The organism is Brevibacillus sp. WF146, assembly GCF_001673705.2.
Taxonomy (GTDB): Bacteria; Bacillota; Bacilli; order Brevibacillales; family Brevibacillaceae; genus Brevibacillus; species Brevibacillus thermoruber.
In genome coordinates this window covers 3,364,472-3,382,382 of sequence record NZ_CP109943.1, presented here as the reverse complement: position 1 = coordinate 3,382,382, position 17,911 = coordinate 3,364,472, and the positions used below count along the sequence as shown (strand labels likewise).

Sequence of the window (17,911 nt, the reverse complement as noted above, 5' to 3'; positions counted from 1 at the left end):
GTGGATTCAATCTAGGAGGGGAAGTTTACGTGGCAGCAAAATGGGAAAAGTTAGAGAATAACCAGGGGGTCCTGACGGTTGAAGTAGATGCTTCGCAAGTGGATGCGGCATTGGATCAGGCGTTCAAAAAGGTCGTGAAGAACGTGCACGTTCCGGGCTTCCGCAAAGGAAAAGTGCCGCGCAAGCTGTTCGAAGCGCGTTTTGGCGTGGAAGCGCTCTACCAGGATGCTCTGGACATCCTGCTTCCGGCCGCTTACGGACAAGCTGTGCGGGAAACCGGCATCGAACCGGTTGACCGTCCCGAGGTGGACGTTGAGCAGATGGAAAAGGGCAAACCTCTCATCTTCAAGGCGACCGTAACGGTGAAGCCGGAAGTGAAGCTGGGCGACTACAAAAACCTGACCATCGAATCGAAAGAGTTCAACGTCACCGACGCGGACGTGGAAGCCGAACTGAAGCGCATGCAGGAGCGCCACGCCGAGCTGGTGGCCGTGGAAGAAGGCCCGGCGCAAAACGGCGATCTGGCCGTGATCGACTTCGAAGGCTTCCAGGACGGCGTTGCCTTTGAGGGTGGAAAAGCAGAAAATTACACCCTCGAACTGGGCTCCGGCACGTTCATCGCCGGCTTTGAAGAGCAGGTGGTGGGCATGAACGTAGGCGAGGAGAAGGAGATCAACGTCACCTTCCCGGAACAGTACCACTCTCCGAGCCTGGCCGGCAAAGACGCGGTCTTCAAGGTGAAGCTGAACGGCCTCAAGCGCAAAAACCTGCCGGCGCTGGACGACGAGTTTGCCAAAGACGTGAGCGAGTTCGACACGCTGGAAGAGTTGAAGGCTGACACCAAGAAAAAGCTGGAAGAAAAAGCGGCTCAGGAGAAGGAGCAGTACATCCGCGAGCAGCTCGTGCTGAAAGCGGCGGAAAACGCCGAAATCGACATTCCGGACGTAATGATCGAGCACGAACTGGACCAAATGGTGAACGAATTTGGTCAGCGCCTGCAGTTCCAAGGCCTGAACCTGGACCTGTACTACCAGTTCTCCGGCACCGATGAAAGCCAGCTTCGCGAACAGCTTCGCCCTGACGCGACCACCCGCGTGCGCACCGCGCTGACCCTGGAGGCAATCGCCAAGGCGGAGAACATCACCGCGACCGAAGAAGATGTGAACGAAGAGCTGAACAAGCTGGCGGGCGTATACGGTCGTCCTGCCGACGAACTGCGCAAAATCTTCACCGCTCAAGACGGTATGGCTGCCCTGTACCGCGACGTGCAGACGCGGAAGACGGTCGATTTCCTGGTTGCAGAAAACAAAGTCAGTGCATAATCTTAGGAAGAACGCATGAACGACCGGCAGGCAGGTTCCCGCTTGACCCGACTGCCAAACGATATACAAGGCACGATAATGTTCGTGCCTTGTTTTTCACCATCTTGCGTTTTTTCGGCCGCAGCCCTCGTATCGGCGGCTGCACACTACCTCTTTGACAGCAGAGGAGGAGATACATATGCTAATCCCCATGGTCATTGAACAGACGAACCGCGGCGAGCGCGCGTACGACATTTACTCGCGCCTGCTGAAGGACCGGATTGTCTTTCTCGGCAGCGAGATCGACGATGAAGTGGCCAACCTGGTGGTCGCCCAACTGCTGTTCCTGCAGGCGGAAGACCCGGATAAGGACATTCAACTCTACATAAACTCTCCGGGCGGTTCCGTGACGGCGGGCATGGCCATCTACGACACGATGCAGCACATCAAGCCGGACGTGTCCACCATCTGCATCGGCATGGCGGCCAGCATGGCAGCCGTCCTGCTGGCGGCGGGGGCAAAAGGGAAGCGGTTTGCCCTGCCGAACAGCGAAGTGATGATTCACCAGCCGCTCGGCGGCGTACGCGGCCAGGCGGAGGACATCCGCATCCACGCGGACTGGATTTTGAAAACGAAGCGCCAGCTCAACCAAATCCTGGCGGAACGGACGGGTCAGCCATACGAACGTGTGGAAAAGGACACCGATCGTGACCACTTCATGAGCGCAGAGGAAGCCAAAGCGTACGGATTGATTGACGCCATTATTGAACGGAAAAACTGACCCGTTGTGAGGTGAAGCGCATGTTTAAGTTTAACGACGACAAAGGCCAGCTGAAATGCTCCTTCTGCGGCAAATCGCAGGAGCAGGTGCGCAAGCTGGTGGCCGGGCCCGGCGTGTACATCTGCGACGAGTGCATCGAGCTGTGCAACGAAATCGTCCAGGAAGAGCTGGGCACGGAAGAAGAAATCGACATGAAGGAAATCCCCAAGCCGATGGAGATCCGCAAAATCCTGGACGACTACGTGATCGGCCAGGATCTGGCGAAAAAATCCCTCTCGGTGGCGGTGTACAACCACTATAAACGGATTAACTCCGGCGCCAAGATCGAGGATGTGGAGCTGCAAAAGTCGAACATCCTGCTGATCGGCCCGACCGGAAGCGGGAAGACGCTCTTGGCCCAGACGCTGGCGCGGATTCTCAACGTGCCGTTTGCCATCGCCGACGCCACTTCCCTCACGGAAGCGGGGTACGTGGGCGAAGACGTGGAAAACATCCTGCTCAAGCTGATCCAGGCAGCCGATTACGACGTGGAGAAGGCGGAAAAGGGCATCATCTACATCGACGAGATCGACAAGGTGGCCCGCAAGTCGGAAAATCCGTCGATCACCCGCGACGTATCCGGCGAAGGCGTGCAGCAGGCGCTGCTGAAAATTCTCGAGGGGACGGTTGCCAGCGTGCCGCCGCAGGGCGGTCGGAAGCATCCGCACCAGGAGTTCATCCAGATCGACACGTCCAACATCCTGTTCATCTGCGGCGGGGCGTTTGACGGCATCGAGCAGATTATCAAGCGCCGTCTGGGCAAAAAGGTGATCGGATTCGGCACCGACTTCAGCGACGGCGTCAAAGGCGACCTGAAGCCGGGCGAGTACCTGAAGTACGTGCTGCCGGAAGACCTGCTCAAGTTCGGGCTGATTCCGGAATTTGTCGGCCGTCTCCCCGTGCTGGCCACGCTGGAACCGCTGGACGAGGAAACGCTGGTCCGCATCCTGACCGAACCGAAAAACTCGCTGGTGAAGCAGTACCAAAAACTGCTGAGTCTGGACGGCGTAGAGCTGGAGTTCGAACCGGGAGCGCTGACGCAGATCGCCAAGGAGGCGATCAAGCGGAACACCGGCGCCCGCGGACTGCGCGCCATCATCGAGCAGATCATGCTCGACATGATGTACGAACTGCCGTCCCGCGAAGACATCAGCAAGTGCGTGATCACCGAAGAAACCGTGCGCGACAAGGTGAAGCCGCAGTTGATGACCAAGGAAGGCCGCGAACTGAAAAACGAAAGCGCGTAACCGGCACCGCTGGAAACGCCAGCCATACCACCCCGATCGTCGGGGTGGTTTTTCATTTGCGCTCCCGTTTGTTCGCCCGGCCGGCTGTGCCCGCCCAAGCGGCGGGGAATGCCGGATCGGCTTGTTTACGCCCGCGATTGCGAGGCAATACTACTCAATATAGTTCACGAGACGCTTTTTGATTGGATCACTGTATCAGGAAGGAACTTCTCGCGATCGCGGCCTGATACGGCAAACACAAGCATCCTCGAGGGAAGAACCGGCTTTTGCCGTGTTGACTGCAGCAGAAGCGTTTCTTCCGGAAGCGGTGCGAACAGTGAGCGTGGGAGGGTTAACGGATGGACTATACCACATTGGTGATTGCCTGCATCGAAGTAGTCGTCGGGATCATCATAGGAACCTATTTCTGGAATTTGCTCCGCGCCCAGCGGACGACCAAAACATCGAGTGACCGGGAGTCGCGCAAGGACCTGGACCAACTGCGGCGGATGCGGATGATCGCCTTGACGGAACCGCTCTCGGAGAAGACCAGGCCGTCCAAGCTGGAAGAGATCGTCGGACAGGAGGATGGGCTGCGCGCCCTGCGTGCCGCCTTGTGCGGGCCTAATCCGCAGCATGTCATCATCTACGGTCCGCCGGGCGTCGGCAAGACGGCAGCCGCCCGCGTCGTGCTGGAAGAAGCGAAGCGGAATCCGCTGTCGCCGTTTTCCAGCGACGCCAAGTTTGTGGAAATTGACGCGACCATTGCCCGCTTTGACGAACGGGGCATCGCCGATCCGCTGATCGGCTCCGTGCACGATCCGATTTACCAGGGGGCAGGTGCCTTGGGGCAGGCAGGGGTTCCCCAGCCGAAGCCGGGGGCGGTGACCAAGGCGCACGGCGGCATGCTGTTTCTGGATGAAATCGGCGAGCTGCATCCGGTGCAGATGAACAAGCTCCTGAAAGTGCTGGAAGACCGCAAAGTGATGCTGGAGAGCGCCTACTACAGCGAAGAGAACACGCAGATACCGTCCCACATCCACGAGATTTTCAAGTACGGACTGCCGGCCGATTTCCGCCTCGTGGGAGCGACCACGAGGATGCCGGAAGAGCTGCCGGCGGCGCTCCGCTCCCGGTGTCTGGAGATCTTTTTCCGACCGCTCAAGCCGGCGGAGATCGGGAGCATCGTCCGCACCGCCGTCTCCAAGATGGACATGACGATGGAGGACGAGGCCGTCGGCGTCATCGAACGGTACGCCACCAACGGCCGGGAAGCGATCAATACCCTGCAGATCGCCGCGGGGATCGCGCTGACCGAGGGGCGTTCGACGATCCGCGCCGTCGACGTGGAATGGGTCGTGCACAGCAGCCAAAAGTCGCCGCGCCAGGAAAAGCGGGTGCATGACTCGCCGCAGGTGGGACTGGTCAACGGCCTGGCCGTGTACGGCCCCAACATGGGCAGCGTGATGGAGCTGGAGGTGACCGCCAGCCGGGCGGCGGCACCCGGGGCCGGCCGCGTCACCATGACCGGCCTGGTCGAAGAAGAGGAAATGGGCAGCCGCAGCCGGACGATCCGGCGCAAGTCGATGGCCAAAGGCTCGATCGAAAACGTGCTGACCGTGCTGAACCGGCTGGGCGTCCAGCCGTACGATTACGACCTGCACATCAACTTTCCCGGCGGCGTGCCGGTGGACGGTCCCTCGGCGGGCATCACGATTGCCGCCGCCATTTATTCGGCGATCAAGGAGAGGCCGGTGGACAACCTGGTTGCCATGACGGGGGAAGTGAGCATCCACGGCAAGGTCAAACCGGTCGGCGGCGTGGTTGCCAAGGTGGAAGCGGCCCGACAGGCGGGGGCGAAACGCGTGCTGATTCCCGAGGAGAACTGGCAGTCGCTGTTTGCCGATATGAAGGGCATCGAGGTGATTCCCGTCTCCACCGTCCAGCAGGCGATCGAGCTGGCTCTCCTGGCGGAACCGGAGACGGAGAGCGCCGGTTTCACCCTGCAGCTTCCGGCGGAAGATCTCGCCTCTTCGCCCCTGTCGTTGTAACGGCGGTGCGCCCGGAGATTAGACATCGGATTCCGTTTGCGCTACAATGATAAAAAGCTTCACTGCGAAGCTTCCGCGATGTTCAAAAACGGCTGTCGGAGCCGTTTTTGCATGTTAAGCAGGCAATTCGTACAGATCAAGGAGAGGTGCATAAGCTTGGGCGAACGTTCCGGTAAACGAGAGATACCGCTTCTCCCGTTGCGCGGGCTGCTTGTGTATCCATCCATGGTTCTCCATCTGGATGTGGGACGGGAAAAATCAGTCCGCGCCCTGGAGCAGGCCATGGTGGATGACAATCAGATCCTGTTGGCGACGCAGGAAGAAGTCCACATAGAAGAACCCAGCGCCGAGCAGATCTACAGCGTCGGCACCGTTGCGCGGGTCAAACAGATGCTGAAGCTGCCGAACGGCACGATCCGCGTCCTCGTGGAAGGCCTGCAGCGGGCCCGAATCGAGGAATACCTGCGGCAGGATGACTTCTTCCAGGTCTCGATCACGTACCTGGAAGAGGAAAAGGCCGACGAAAACGAAGTGGAAGCGCTGATGCGCGCCGTGCTGAGCCATTTTGAACAGTACATCAAGCTGTCCAAAAAGATTTCGCCGGAGGCGCTTACCTCGGTAAGCGACATCGAGGAACCGGGACGGCTGGCCGACGTGATCGCCTCCCATCTGCCGCTGAAAATGAAGGACAAACAGGAGATTTTGGAGACGACCAACATCAAGGAGCGGCTCAACATTCTCCTCGACATCCTCAACAACGAGCGCGAGGTGCTGGAACTGGAGCGCAAGATCAGCAACCGCGTCAAGAAGCAGATGGAGCGGACGCAGAAGGAATACTACCTGCGCGAGCAGATGAAAGCGATCCAAAAGGAGCTAGGTGAAAAGGACGGGCGGCAGGGTGAAGTGGATGAACTGCGCGCCCAACTGGAGAAATCCGACGCCCCCGAACGGATCAAGAACAAGATCGAGAAAGAACTGGAGCGCCTGGAGAAGATGCCGACCACGTCCGCCGAAGGAGCGGTGATCCGGACCTACATCGACACGCTGCTGTCCCTGCCGTGGACGCGCAGGACCGTCGACAATCTGGACATCCGTCACGCGGAACAGGTGCTGAACGAAGACCACTACGGGCTGGAAAAGCCGAAGGAGCGGGTGCTGGAGTACCTGGCGGTGCAAAAGCTGGTCAATTCCATGCGCGGTCCCATCCTCTGTCTGGTCGGTCCTCCCGGCGTGGGGAAAACCTCGCTCGCCCGCTCCATCGCGCGTGCCCTGGAGCGGGAGTTTGTCCGCATCTCGCTCGGCGGAGTGCGTGACGAAGCGGAAATCCGCGGCCACCGCCGCACCTATGTGGGAGCGCTGCCGGGCCGCATCATCCAGGGGATGAAACAGGCCGGCACGATCAACCCCGTCTTTCTCCTGGACGAAATCGACAAGCTGGCCTCCGATTTCCGCGGCGATCCGGCTTCCGCGCTGCTGGAAGTACTGGACCCCAACCAGAACGACAAGTTCAGCGACCATTACATCGAAGAGACGTATGATTTGACCAACGTGATGTTTATCACGACGGCCAACAGCACGCATACGATTCCCCGTCCGCTGCTGGACCGGATGGAGGTCATCTCCATCGCCGGCTACACCGAGCTGGAAAAGCTGCACATCATGCGCGACTACCTGCTGCCCAAACAGATGGAGGAGCACGGGCTGGGCAGGGATAAACTGCAGATGAACGAGGACGCGATGCTGAAGGTGATCCGTCAGTACACCCGGGAAGCGGGCGTGCGCAATCTGAACCGGGAGGCGGCCAGCATCTGCCGGAAAGCGGCCAAGCTGATCGTCAGCGGCGAGAAAAAGCGGGTCGTGGTGACGCCCAAAACGGTGGAGAGCCTGCTTGGCAAACCGCGCTATCGCTACGGCTTGGCCGAGCGGGAGGATCAGGTGGGGTCTGTAACCGGCCTGGCCTGGACACAGGCGGGCGGCGACACGCTGAACGTAGAGGTGAGCATTCTGCCCGGCAAGGGGAAACTGACGCTGACCGGTCAGCTCGGCGACGTCATGAAGGAGTCGGCCCAGGCGGCGTTCAGCTACATCCGTTCCCGCGCCGCCGAGTGGAACATCGACCCCGAGTTCCACGAGAAAAACGACATCCACATTCACGTGCCGGAAGGAGCGATCCCCAAAGACGGTCCATCCGCCGGCATCACCATCGCCACGGCGCTCGTCTCCGCCCTGACCGGCATCCCGGTGCGCAAAGAGGTGGGCATGACCGGTGAGATCACCCTGCGCGGCCGCGTGCTGCCGATCGGCGGACTGAAAGAGAAGGCGCTGTCCGCTCACCGGGCCGGACTGACGACGGTGATCCTGCCCAAGGAAAACGAGAAGGACATCGAAGACATCCCGGAAAGCGTGCGAAAGGACTTGAAGCTGATCACGGTGGAACACATGGACGAGGTCCTGCGCCACGCGCTTACCCGGCAAGCGGTTGGTGAAACGCGATGAAGATCACATCGGCCGAATTTGTCGTCAGCGCCGTCGGACCCAAACAGTACCCGACAGATGGCCTGCCAGAGATCGCTCTGGTGGGTCGCTCCAACGTGGGCAAGTCCTCGCTGCTGAACAAAATGATGAATCGCAAGGGGCTGGCCCGCACCAGCTCCAAGCCGGGGAAAACGCAGACGCTGAACTACTTTCGCGTCAACAACATGCTCTACTTCGTCGACTTCCCCGGCTACGGCTACGCCAAAGTGGCCAAGTCGCTGAAACAGCAGTGGGGCAAAATGATTGAAAATTATCTGAAACAGCGCCAGGAGCTGCGGTTTGTGATTCAGTTGGTGGACATCCGCCACGCGCCCAGCAAGGATGATGTGGCGATGTACGACTGGTGCAAGGAAATCGGCATTCCCACCGTGGTCGTGGCCACCAAGGGGGACAAAATCGCCCGCGGCCGCTGGCTGCAGCATACGAAAGTGATCCGCGAACAGCTCCAGCTGCGCGGCGACGATGCACTCATCATCTTCTCCTCGGAAACGGGACAGGGACGGGACGAACTATGGGGCGAAATCATCCGCCGCTTGCGGCAGGAAGACGAAACGGCCCCCGAAGCTGAGCAGGATCTCTCCGGCGCGGCGCCGGAAACGGCGGAAACGGGCAGCTCCCCGTCGTAACATCAGCGGGAAGAGAGGGGTGTCCGTGCACAACCGTGAGTTTTTTCCCGTTCGCGGGGTAATTGAAGGCTATTACGGCACTCCGTGGACAAACGCGGAGAGGCTGGACATGATCCGCTTTTTGGGGCGTCACGGGTTTAACGCGTACTACTACTCGCCCAAGGACGATCCCTATCTGCGGGAACGCTGGCAGGAGCCGCATCCGCCCGAGGCCCTGGAGCAGATGGAGGGCTGGATGGCGTGCGCCCGGGAGGCAGGGGTGCGATTTGTCTACTGCCTGAGTCCCGGCCTGAGCATGGAGTACGCCAACGACGGCCATTTTTCCCGCCTGTTGGCAAAGTACCGGTCCATGTACGAACGGGGCGTGCGCCACTTCGCCCTGCTGTTTGACGACATCCCGCTGGCCTTGATGCATCCGGCGGACGTGAGCCGCTACCGCACGCTGGCGGAAGCGCATGCGGATGTGGCGCTGAGGCTGCGCGAGGCGATGGACGGCTGGGAGGAGCGGGTGGAGCTGACCGTTTGTCCCGCCCAGTATCACGGCATGGGCGACGAACCGTACATCACGGAGCTGGGACGTCGCCTGCCGGCGGCGATCGACCTGTTCTGGACCGGCCGCTTTGTCTGTTCGCCGTATCTGCCCGAGGCGGACGCCCGCTTTTTTGCGGAACGGACGGGGCACAAGCCGCTGATTTGGGACAACTATCCGGTAAACGACCTGGCGATGGCCGATGAACTGCACATCGGCCCGCTGCGCAACCGCGATCCCGGCTTGTGGCGGCACGCTGCCGGGTATGTGGCCAACCCGATGGCACGGGCGGAGAGTTCGAAAATTCCGCTGCTTACGACAGCGGCGTACCTGCGCGATCCGGAAGGGTACGATCCAGCCTCGGCGTGGTCCCAGGCCGTGGAAGAGGTGGCCGGACCGGAAGACGCCGCCGCCGTTCTCCGCTTCGCCGACAACGTGCAGGGCTCGTTTCTCAACGAGACGGAATCGCCGGCACTGCTGGAGGCGTTTCTGCAGTTTCGCTTTCAGTTTTTGTACGGGGACCGGCAGGCGGGACTGCGCATGCTTGGGCGTGTGTTTGCCGATATGGAGGAGACCGCCCTGCACCTGCTGGAGCGGATGCGCAACCGCAAACTGGCCGCCGAGATCGGCGGCTGGGTGGAGAAGTACCGGCATTGGGCCAAGGTCGGGCAGGCGGTTACCGCCATGATCGAGGCGGGCACAAGCGGCCGGACGCTCCGGGCGGCGTATCACCTGCTCCGGCTGAAGCACTGGATGAAGCGGACCGAACGGCTGCCGCAAAAGGTGTGCGGCAGCGTGATGAAGCTGTTTGTGGAAGCGGTGCTTCTGGAATTGAAACAGACGAGGTAGCAAACCGGGCTCCACGGTCAGAGTGGGGCCTGGATTGTGTTTTATGGGGGACGGTCGTCGAGAATGACGAGTGGGGGCAAACCAAACCGGACCGGGCGCCGTGAAAAAACGGGACTGGCACGCAAGCCAGCCCCGTTTTTTCATCCGTCACTGCCCATCACGCCGACTCCCGGCGGCCGGCTTCCTGATTTCTCCGGATGCGCCGGCTTTTCCACCACTCCAGGATCGGCAGCTCCGCCAGGATCATCCCGGAAAAGATCAGGAAGCAGCCCGCCAACTGCCGCGCCGTCAGCACTTCGTGAATCCACAGGTACGAAGTGAGGGCGGCAAACACCGGCTCTAGGGAGAAGATCAGCGCCACGCGGGTGGAGCTGGTCTCCTTCTGCAGCGCCGTCTGGGCCAAAAAGGCGAGCGCGGTGGCGAAGATGGAGGTCACGATCAGGCCGCGGACCACTTCCGGCGCAAACAGGACCGCCGGGTCGAAGGCGAGGCGCCAGTCTTCGAACAACAACGCGTACCCCCAGCTCAGCGCGGCCACCGTCCCCAACTGGACGATCGCCAGCGGGAGGGCAGGAAAACGCGGAGCGTATTTGCCGGTGGCGACGATCTGCAGCGCAAAGCAGATGGCGCAGCCGAAGACCAGCACGTCGCCGAGGTTGAACGCAAGCGTCGAGGTTTGCGTCAGCAGGTAGAGCCCGCAGGCGGCGATCAGGGTGCCGGTGATGGCGGTCGGTTTGATCCTCTCGCGCAGAATCAGAAAGGAAAACAGCGGGACCAGCACCACCGACAGTCCGGTAATAAAGCCCGCTTTGGACGGGGTGGTGTACACCAAGCCAACCGTCTGCAGGCCGTAGCCCAGACAGAGCCAAAACCCGATCAGACATCCGGCCTTGATCAGCGGGAAGCTCCACGTCCGCAGCTGCTCGCGAAAGAACAGGCAGTGGATGGCGAGCAGAAAGAGAGCGGCGATGGTAAAGCGCACCGCGTTGAAGGCGTTGGGCGGCAGAGCGGCGATGGCCTGCTGGACGACGAGGAACGTGGCCCCCCACACAAACGCGATCACAAGCAGGGTCACATCAGCCATCCATTGTTTTTTCAATGGTGTTTCTCTCCTTCCGAATGATTCAGACGATTTCAAACGTTCCGGTTCCATGCCTGCATGATAAGGCAAACCGGCGGGGAAAGCAAGCACAAGCGGAAAACCGCTTGGCAACCGGGAGCAAATATCGGAAAATAAAGAAAAATAAAATAGAGGGGGGATTCACATGAACCAGTCCGTACTTCGGTCGCGGCGGGCCCGCCGGGCGGAAGCCAAAGTCACCCGCACCGCTCAGCGGTTGGCCGAGCTGCTGGCGGGCAGCAGCGGGTTGGAGGAGAAACGGGAAGCCGTCCGGCAGATCCTGGACGAGCAGTTGGGGAATCGGGAATACTTCGTCATCGTCGATGAGACGGGGTACGGTCACATCCATACCAACCGGCTGCGGGAGGGCATCGTGTTTGATGACGAGGTGGGGCGGCGGGCGGCCGCCACGCGCGAGGTCTTGTCCCAGCTTTACCTGCGCAACACGGGGGAGCGGCTGATCGACACCGCCGCTCCGATCGGCACGTTTGGCGGCAGGCGGTACGTCCTCCGGATGGGGACGATTCTGCACCGCCCGTTTTTGGGACCGGCGCTGGTCGGTCTCGGCTGTATCCCGCCGCTGTGCGGATGGGCGGCCATGCTTGGGAAGGGCCTGCCGCTTGCGGATGCGTCGGTGTGGGCAGCCGTTTCGCTCGGCGTGGGGCTGATCGGAGGCTTTTGGTTGTACCGGACCATGCGCGCCAGCCTGCAGGAATGGCGCGAGCTGACCCGGGCCGTCTCGTCCGGCGATCTGACCCGGAAAATCGTCACCCGCTCGCGCAATGAATTTCACCAGACGGGGCTGGAATTAAACAAGATGGCGATCGGCATCCAGAACATCGTAAGCGAGATCGCGGGCGCGGCGGACATCACGGGGGAGATCAGCCGGAACCAGGCGCAGCAGGCACGGGAACTGCGGGACACCTTCGACGAGCTGAGCGGCATGATGCAGCAGTTTCAGTCGGGGACCGAGGAGCAGGCCCACGCGGCCGCCGAAGCGGTCGAGCGCCTGCAGGAAATGACGGCCATGCTGACGGAGATGCAGGCGGCGCTGAACAAGACGAGAGAGATGAGCGGGAGCGCCGCGATGACCACGGAGCGGGGCAACCATGCGGTGGAGACGGCTTCCCGCCAGGTGGGACAAGCGGAGTCCGGCATGGCCGAAACGGCGGAAGCGATCCGCCATCTGGCACAGGCTGCGGAACAGATCCGGCAGCAGGTGGCGGCGATCACCAAGATTGCCCGGCAGACCAACATGCTGGCGCTCAACGCATCCATCGAGGCGGCCCGCGCCGGGGAACACGGCCGGGGCTTTGCCGTGGTGGCGGCGGAGATTCGCGAGCTGGCGGAGGAGACCGCGCAGTTTGCGGACAACATCCTGTCCACCGCAGCCGCCATTCATGCGGACGTGACCGAGACTGCGGAAGGAGTGGAGCGCCAGTTGGGCGACCTGCGACTCTCCAGCCGTCACGTGCGGGAAGCGGGCGAGGCGATCCGCAGCCTGCAGGTGGTGGTGGACGCCAACCAGGCGCTGTCGGCCCAGAACGCCGAGAGGGCCGAGCGGCTCGTCCAGCACTGCGGGGCGATCGGCCAGACGCTGACCCAGGTGAAGACGATCGCCGGCCAGATTGCGGAGAGCGTCTCGGCGGCGGCCAGCGCAGTCGAGCAGCAGGCAGGCGGCGTGCATCTGCTGGCTGAGGAAGCGGGGACGCTGGCCGAGAAGACGATGGCGCTGCAGCGAATCACGAAGCGGTTTCGCGTGTAGCATAGAGACCCAGGTGCACCCGTTAATAAACTTTTCACAATTACAACTGGTCGTTTGGGGACATAATGTTATAATAATAGTGCATTTTACACAGAGCCGGCTGGCATGTAATACTGGGAGGACGTTATGGATATCCTTTTGCTGGGTCTCAATTACAAAACAGCACCAGTCGAAATTCGGGAAAAATTCACGTTCAGCGATGACGGGACGGCACGCGCTCTTCATCTCCTCTCCCAGACGAAGAGCATCGCGGAATGCGTCATTCTCGGAACGTGCAACCGCACGGAAATCTACGTGGTCTGCGACCAGTTGAACGTGGGGCGGGACTACGTGCTGAGATTTCTGGCGGAGTGGTTTGGGGTCGACAAAGAGTCGTTCAAGCAGCATCTTTATATAAAAGGAAACGAAGAAGCGATTGAACACCTGTTCCGCGTCGTCTGCGGCCTTGACTCCATGGTGGTGGGCGAGACGCAAATCCTCGGACAGGTGCGGGACGCCTTCCTGCTCGCCCAGCAGCTCGAGACGACCGGCACGGTGTTCAACATGCTGTTCAAGCAGGCGGTCACGTTTGCCAAGCGGGCCCACACGGAAACGGGGATCGGCCAAAACGCCGTCTCCGTCAGCTACGCCGCGGTGGAACTGGGGAAAAAGATTTTCGGCTCCTTCGCGGGCAAGGAAGTGCTGATCGTCGGCGCGGGCAAAATGAGCGAGCTGACCGCCAAACACCTGCACGCCAACGGTTCGCAGCACGTGCGGGTCGCCAACCGGACCTTGGAGCGTGCCCGGCTTTTGGCGGAGAAATTCAAAGGGGACGCCTGTACGATGGAGCAGCTCCCTGAGGCGCTGCTCACCGCCGACATCGTCATCAGCTCCACGGGAGCTGCAGGCTATGTGATCACCAAGGACCAGCTCATGCCGATCATGCAGCGGCGCAAACACCGTCCGCTGTTCATGATCGACATCGCCGTGCCGCGGGATCTGGACCCCAGCCTGCACGACCTGGACAACGTGTACCTCTACGATATTGACGATCTGGAGGGCATTGTCGCCAGCAACCTGGCGGAACGTTCCCGCGAGGCGGAGCGGCTGGAAGGGATGATTGCCGATGAAATCGTCGCCTTCACCACCTGGTACCAGACGCTGGGCGTATCACCGCTGATCGCCGCGCTGCGTGAAAAGGCGGAGGCCATCCACAGCGAGGGGATGCGCAAAATGGAGAACAAGCTGTCCAACCTGACCGAGCGCGAGCTGCACATCATCCGCAAGACGACCAAGGGCATGATCAATCAATTATTGCACGATCCGGTCGTCCGTTTGAAGGAGTTGGCAGCCAAGTCGAACGGGGAAGACGTGTTGGACATGTTCTCCGCCATCTTTGCGCTGGAAGAGATCCTGGAGCGGTTCGAGCGGGAAGCCAACTGGGAAAAAGAGAAAAAAAAACACTTGTCCACTCGTGAGCAGGTCTTTGCGTCCCGCGTCCGCGAGTAGATACCGAAATGGAAAGAGAGGAGAGCGTACATGGCCGACGCGAGATGGATCTACGACTTGACGATCTTTCTCTACGCTGCAAGTGTTCTCTTCTATTTCAACGACTTCTTGCAAAGCAACCGGAAAGTCAACCGTCTGGCTTTCGGGTTGCTTGCTGTCGTTTGGGCCTTGCAATCCGCTTTTTTCGTCTCACAGATGGCGGAGAAATCCTACTTTCCCGTCATCACGCTGTTTGAGACGCTCTTTTTTTATTCCTGGGTGCTGGTCACCCTGTCGCTCGTGATCAACTATTTTTTTCGCATCGATTTGCTGGTTTTTTTTACCAACGTGATCGGCTTTGTCGTGCTGGTGCTCTCCATGTTTTTGCCGGAGACGCCGCTGACGGCCGTATCGGAGACGCTCACGTCGGAACTGCTCTTGATCCACATCACGCTGGCGATGTTCAGCTACGGGGCGTTTTCCCTGTCGATGATCTTTTCGGCCATGTATCTCCTGCAGCATAAAATGCTGAAAGAAAAGCGCTGGACGCCGCTTTTACGGCGGCTGCCCAGCCTTGACATGCTGGAAGTGTACGCGTACCGGATGAACGTGGTCGGGGTGCCGATGCTGCTCTTGGCGATCATTCTCGGGATCATCTGGGGCAAGCTGGTCCTGCCGGAAAAGTTCTGGCTCGATGCCAAGGTGCTGCTGTCGATCCTGGTGCTGGGGGCGTATTCGTACTGGCTGTACAAGCGCTTCAGCGACACCTGGCAGATGAGGCGGCTGGCCCAGTTTAACCTGACGGCGTTTCTGCTGCTGCTGGTCAACTTTCTGGCCACCGACATCTCCAAATTCCACAGTTGGCTGTAACCGCCATGCAAGGAGGCTACCATGAGAAACTGGAAGGTGGGAACGCGCCGCAGCATGCTGGCGCTCACCCAGACCAATTGGGTCGTGGACCAATTGAAACGGCTCGCGCCCGAAGCGGCATTTGAACTGCATGAAATCGTCACCAAAGGAGACCGCATCCTGGACGTCACGCTGTCCAAAGTGGGCGGCAAGGGGCTGTTCGTCAAGGAAATTGAGCAGTCGCTGCTGGACAAGGAGACGGACCTGGCCGTGCACAGCCTGAAGGACATGCCGGCGGAACTGCCGGAAGGGCTGGTGATCGGCGCGATTCCGAAACGGGTGGACCCCCGCGACGTGCTCTTGTCCAAGGACGGCAAGACGCTGGATGAGCTGCCGCACGGGGCGCTGGTGGGCACGAGCAGCCTGCGCCGCTCCGCGCAGCTTTTGGCCTATCGGCCGGACATCCAGATCGAATCGCTGCGCGGCAATATCGACACCCGCATCCGCAAACTGAACGAAGGCAATTTCGACGCCATCATCCTGGCAGCGGCCGGACTGGAGCGGGTCAAGTGGGACGGAACGATCAGCCAGTACCTGCCGGTGGAGATCAGCGTGCCGGCTGTCGGGCAGGGGGCATTGGCCATCGAGTGCCGGGCCGACGACGAGGAGACGCTCGCGCTTCTGCGCCGCCTGGACGACCCGCCGACCCGCCTGGCGGTGACGGCGGAGCGCAGCTTCCTGCACCGCCTGCAGGGCGGCTGCCAGGTGCCGATCGGGGCCTATGCCACCGTGGCGGAAGCGTCGGGCGATGCCGTGCCGACGGTGACGCTGACCGGACTGGTCGCGTCGCCCGACGGCAAACGGGTGTTCAAGCGGACGGCCACCGGCACCGATCCGGCCGCACTCGGCCGTGAGCTGGCTGAAACCCTGCTGGCGGAAGGAGCCGGCGAGGTGCTGGCAGAGGTGCAGAAGGAGAATCAGGGATGAACCGGCCGGCGCCGCTTGGAGAGGATCGCCTGCCGCTTTCCGGCGTCCGGGTGATGGTGACGCGGGCCCGCAGCCAGGCCCGCGAGCTGGTGGAAAAGATTGAGGCGCTGGGCGGCGAGGCATACGTGTTTCCGCTGCTGAAAATGGTGCCGCCGGCCGACACCGGACCGCTCGACGACGCGATCGCCCGCCTGGATGCGTTTGACTGGGTGATGTTCACCAGTGTCAACGGCGTCCGCTTCTTTCTGGAGAGAATGCGGCAGTTGGGCGTGAGCCCGGACCGGATGACCGCCCGCGTGGCGGCGGTGGGGCCCAGGACGGCGGCCGAACTGGACAAACACGGCTGGACGGCGGACGTCATTCCGTCCGACTACGTGGCCGAGGGCATGCTCGCCGCGCTCCGGGGGCGTCTGGCACCGGGCCAGCGGGTGCTGCTGCCGCGGGCCGACATCGCCCGCAAGACGCTGCCGGACGAACTGCGCCGCATGGGGCTGCAGGTGACCGAGGTGGACGCCTACGAGACGGTCATCGACGGCGAGGGCGCCCCGGAAGCGGCGGAGCGGCTGCGGCGGGGGGAAATCGACGCGATCGCGTTTACCAGTTCATCCACGGTGCAGCACTTCATGCAGGTGATGGCCCCGTACGGGTTGGACGGCTTGCTGGTCTCCGTGCGGATCGTCTGCATCGGGCCGGTTACGGCCGAGACAGCCAAACGCCTCGGCCTGCCGGTTCACGCCGTGGCCAGGGAGTACACGGTGGACGGCTTGTTGCAAGCGTTGACAGCAAATCTGGGAGGGGATGTACATGGCACTCACATTTGACCGTCATCGCCGGCTGCGTTCCAGCGCGGCGATGCGCAGTTTGGTACGCGAAAACCACGTTCGTGTGGAGGATCTGATCTACCCGATCTTCGTGGTGGAAGGATCGAACGTCAAGGAGGAAATTCCCTCCATGCCGGGCGTCTATCACTTCTCGCTGGACCGCCTGAACGAGGAGATCGATGAGGTGGCGGCGTTGGGCATCCAGTCCGTGCTGGTCTTCGGCGTGCCGGAGCACAAGGATGCCTGCGGATCGGAAGCCTACAACGACGACGCCGTGACGCAGCGGGCCATCCGTCAGATCAAGGAGAGACATCCGGAGCTGGTCGTCATCGCCGACACGTGTCTCTGCCAGTACACCGACCACGGTCACTGCGGCGTGCTGCACGACGGCGACGTGGTCAATGACGAATCACTGAAGCTGCTGGCGGCGACGGCTGTCTCGCAGGCGAAAGCGGGAGCGGACATCATCGCGCCGTCCAACATGATGGACGGCTTCGTGGCGGCGATCCGCGCGGCGCTGGACGAAGCCGGCTTTACCCACGTGCCGATCATGTCCTACGCGGTCAAATACGCCTCGTCGTTCTACGGTCCGTTCCGAGACGCGGCTCACTCCGCGCCCAAGTCCGGCGACCGCAAGACGTACCAGATGGATCCGGCCAACGCCCGCGAAGGGCTGCGCGAAGCGGCTTCGGACGTGGCGGAGGGGGCTGACTTCCTGATGGTCAAACCGGGGCTGGCGTTCATGGACATGGTGCTGCGCCTGCGGGAGTCCTTCCATCTGCCGATCGTCGTCTACAACGTGAGCGCCGAGTATTCGATGGTCAAAGCGGCGGCGGCCAACGGCTGGATCGACGAAGAGCGGATCGTGATGGAAACGATGGTCGGCTTCAAGCGCGCCGGTGCCGACCTGATCATTACCTATCATGCCAAAGACGTGGCAAAATGGCTGGCGAGGTGAGCGGACG

At 61.3% G+C, this 17,911-nt stretch carries 14 protein-coding genes; 13 read left to right on the top strand and 1 reads right to left on the bottom strand.

All coding sequences use genetic code 11. The annotated features are described in order from the left end of the window. Positions 1-29 precede the first annotated feature (29 nt). From tig to A6764_RS16770, 7 genes are all read left to right on the top strand, one after another. The gene (gene tig / locus A6764_RS16800; protein WP_029097523.1) at positions 30-1,322 is read left to right on the top strand and encodes a trigger factor; all 1,293 of its coding nucleotides are present in this window, start codon (positions 30-32) and stop codon (positions 1,320-1,322) included. 172 nt (positions 1,323-1,494) lie between these two features. Beyond that, the gene (gene clpP / locus A6764_RS16795) at positions 1,495-2,082 is read left to right on the top strand and encodes an ATP-dependent Clp endopeptidase proteolytic subunit ClpP (protein ID WP_255309773.1); all 588 of its coding nucleotides are present in this window, start codon (positions 1,495-1,497) and stop codon (positions 2,080-2,082) included. 20 nt (positions 2,083-2,102) lie between these two features. Next, entirely contained in the window at positions 2,103-3,368 is a 1,266-nt protein-coding gene (clpX, locus tag A6764_RS16790; RefSeq protein ID WP_029097521.1) for an ATP-dependent protease ATP-binding subunit ClpX, read from the top strand. Positions 3,369-3,706: 338 nt separating this feature from the next. Further along, positions 3,707-5,398, top strand: coding sequence for an ATP-dependent protease LonB (lonB, locus tag A6764_RS16785; protein ID WP_029097520.1), 1,692 nt, complete (start codon positions 3,707-3,709; stop codon positions 5,396-5,398). A 156-nt stretch (positions 5,399-5,554) separates the two neighbouring features. After that, on the top strand, positions 5,555-7,894 hold the full coding sequence (gene lon, locus A6764_RS16780) for an endopeptidase La (RefSeq protein ID WP_029097519.1): 2,340 nt from the start codon (positions 5,555-5,557) through the stop codon (positions 7,892-7,894). After that, positions 7,891-8,559 (top strand): ribosome biogenesis GTP-binding protein YihA/YsxC, encoded by a 669-nt coding sequence (gene yihA, locus A6764_RS16775; protein WP_029097518.1) that lies wholly within the window; start codon positions 7,891-7,893, stop codon positions 8,557-8,559. Before lon ends, yihA begins: the two co-directional genes overlap by 4 nt. A gap of 25 nt (positions 8,560-8,584) precedes the next feature. Next, positions 8,585-9,937, top strand: a complete 1,353-nt coding sequence (locus tag A6764_RS16770) for a protein O-GlcNAcase (RefSeq protein WP_035288696.1) — start codon at positions 8,585-8,587, stop codon at positions 9,935-9,937. Positions 9,938-10,094: 157 nt separating this feature from the next. Here A6764_RS16770 and A6764_RS16765 read toward each other — a convergent pair whose 3' ends face one another. After that, positions 10,095-11,036 (bottom strand): DMT family transporter, encoded by a 942-nt coding sequence (locus tag A6764_RS16765; protein ID WP_319800789.1) that lies wholly within the window; start codon positions 11,034-11,036, stop codon positions 10,095-10,097. Positions 11,037-11,202: 166 nt separating this feature from the next. Here A6764_RS16765 and A6764_RS16760 point away from each other — a divergent pair, with 166 nt between their 5' ends. The 6 genes from A6764_RS16760 to hemB all read left to right on the top strand — a co-directional run bounded on the left by A6764_RS16760 (position 11,203) and on the right by hemB (position 17,904). Beyond that, the gene (locus tag A6764_RS16760) at positions 11,203-12,822 is read left to right on the top strand and encodes a methyl-accepting chemotaxis protein (RefSeq protein ID WP_264622292.1); all 1,620 of its coding nucleotides are present in this window, start codon (positions 11,203-11,205) and stop codon (positions 12,820-12,822) included. A 126-nt stretch (positions 12,823-12,948) separates the two neighbouring features. Further along, positions 12,949-14,310, top strand: coding sequence for a glutamyl-tRNA reductase (hemA, locus tag A6764_RS16755; RefSeq protein ID WP_029097514.1), 1,362 nt, complete (start codon positions 12,949-12,951; stop codon positions 14,308-14,310). Positions 14,311-14,340: 30 nt separating this feature from the next. After that, positions 14,341-15,159, top strand: coding sequence for a cytochrome C assembly family protein (locus A6764_RS16750; RefSeq protein ID WP_029097513.1), 819 nt, complete (start codon positions 14,341-14,343; stop codon positions 15,157-15,159). A 21-nt stretch (positions 15,160-15,180) separates the two neighbouring features. Next, a complete protein-coding gene (gene hemC, locus A6764_RS16745; RefSeq protein WP_029097512.1) occupies positions 15,181-16,125 on the top strand; it encodes a hydroxymethylbilane synthase in 945 nt (314 codons plus the stop codon). Next, positions 16,122-16,946, top strand: a complete 825-nt coding sequence (locus tag A6764_RS16740) for a uroporphyrinogen-III synthase (RefSeq protein WP_264622291.1) — start codon at positions 16,122-16,124, stop codon at positions 16,944-16,946. Before hemC ends, A6764_RS16740 begins: the two co-directional genes overlap by 4 nt. Next, positions 16,930-17,904, top strand: coding sequence for a porphobilinogen synthase (gene hemB / locus A6764_RS16735; RefSeq protein ID WP_029097510.1), 975 nt, complete (start codon positions 16,930-16,932; stop codon positions 17,902-17,904). The genes A6764_RS16740 and hemB overlap by 17 nt, the downstream gene beginning before the upstream one ends. The last annotated feature ends 7 nt before the right edge of the window (positions 17,905-17,911 follow it).

Bases quoted from the DNA above. Each gene is read 5' to 3' on its own strand.
- hemC (WP_029097512.1), top strand. From the start codon at position 15,181: ATGAGAAACTGGAAGGTGGGAACGCGCCGCAGCATGCTGGCGCTCACC.
- A6764_RS16740 (WP_264622291.1), top strand. From the start codon at position 16,122: ATGAACCGGCCGGCGCCGCTTGGAGAGGATCGCCTGCCGCTTTCCGGC.
- A6764_RS16750 (WP_029097513.1), top strand. From the start codon at position 14,341: ATGGCCGACGCGAGATGGATCTACGACTTGACGATCTTTCTCTACGCT.
- A6764_RS16760 (WP_264622292.1), top strand. From the start codon at position 11,203: ATGAACCAGTCCGTACTTCGGTCGCGGCGGGCCCGCCGGGCGGAAGCC.
- yihA (WP_029097518.1), top strand. From the start codon at position 7,891: ATGAAGATCACATCGGCCGAATTTGTCGTCAGCGCCGTCGGACCCAAA.
- hemB (WP_029097510.1), top strand. From the start codon at position 16,930: ATGGCACTCACATTTGACCGTCATCGCCGGCTGCGTTCCAGCGCGGCG.
- lonB (WP_029097520.1), top strand. From the start codon at position 3,707: ATGGACTATACCACATTGGTGATTGCCTGCATCGAAGTAGTCGTCGGG.
- hemA (WP_029097514.1), top strand. From the start codon at position 12,949: ATGGATATCCTTTTGCTGGGTCTCAATTACAAAACAGCACCAGTCGAA.
- clpX (WP_029097521.1), top strand. From the start codon at position 2,103: ATGTTTAAGTTTAACGACGACAAAGGCCAGCTGAAATGCTCCTTCTGC.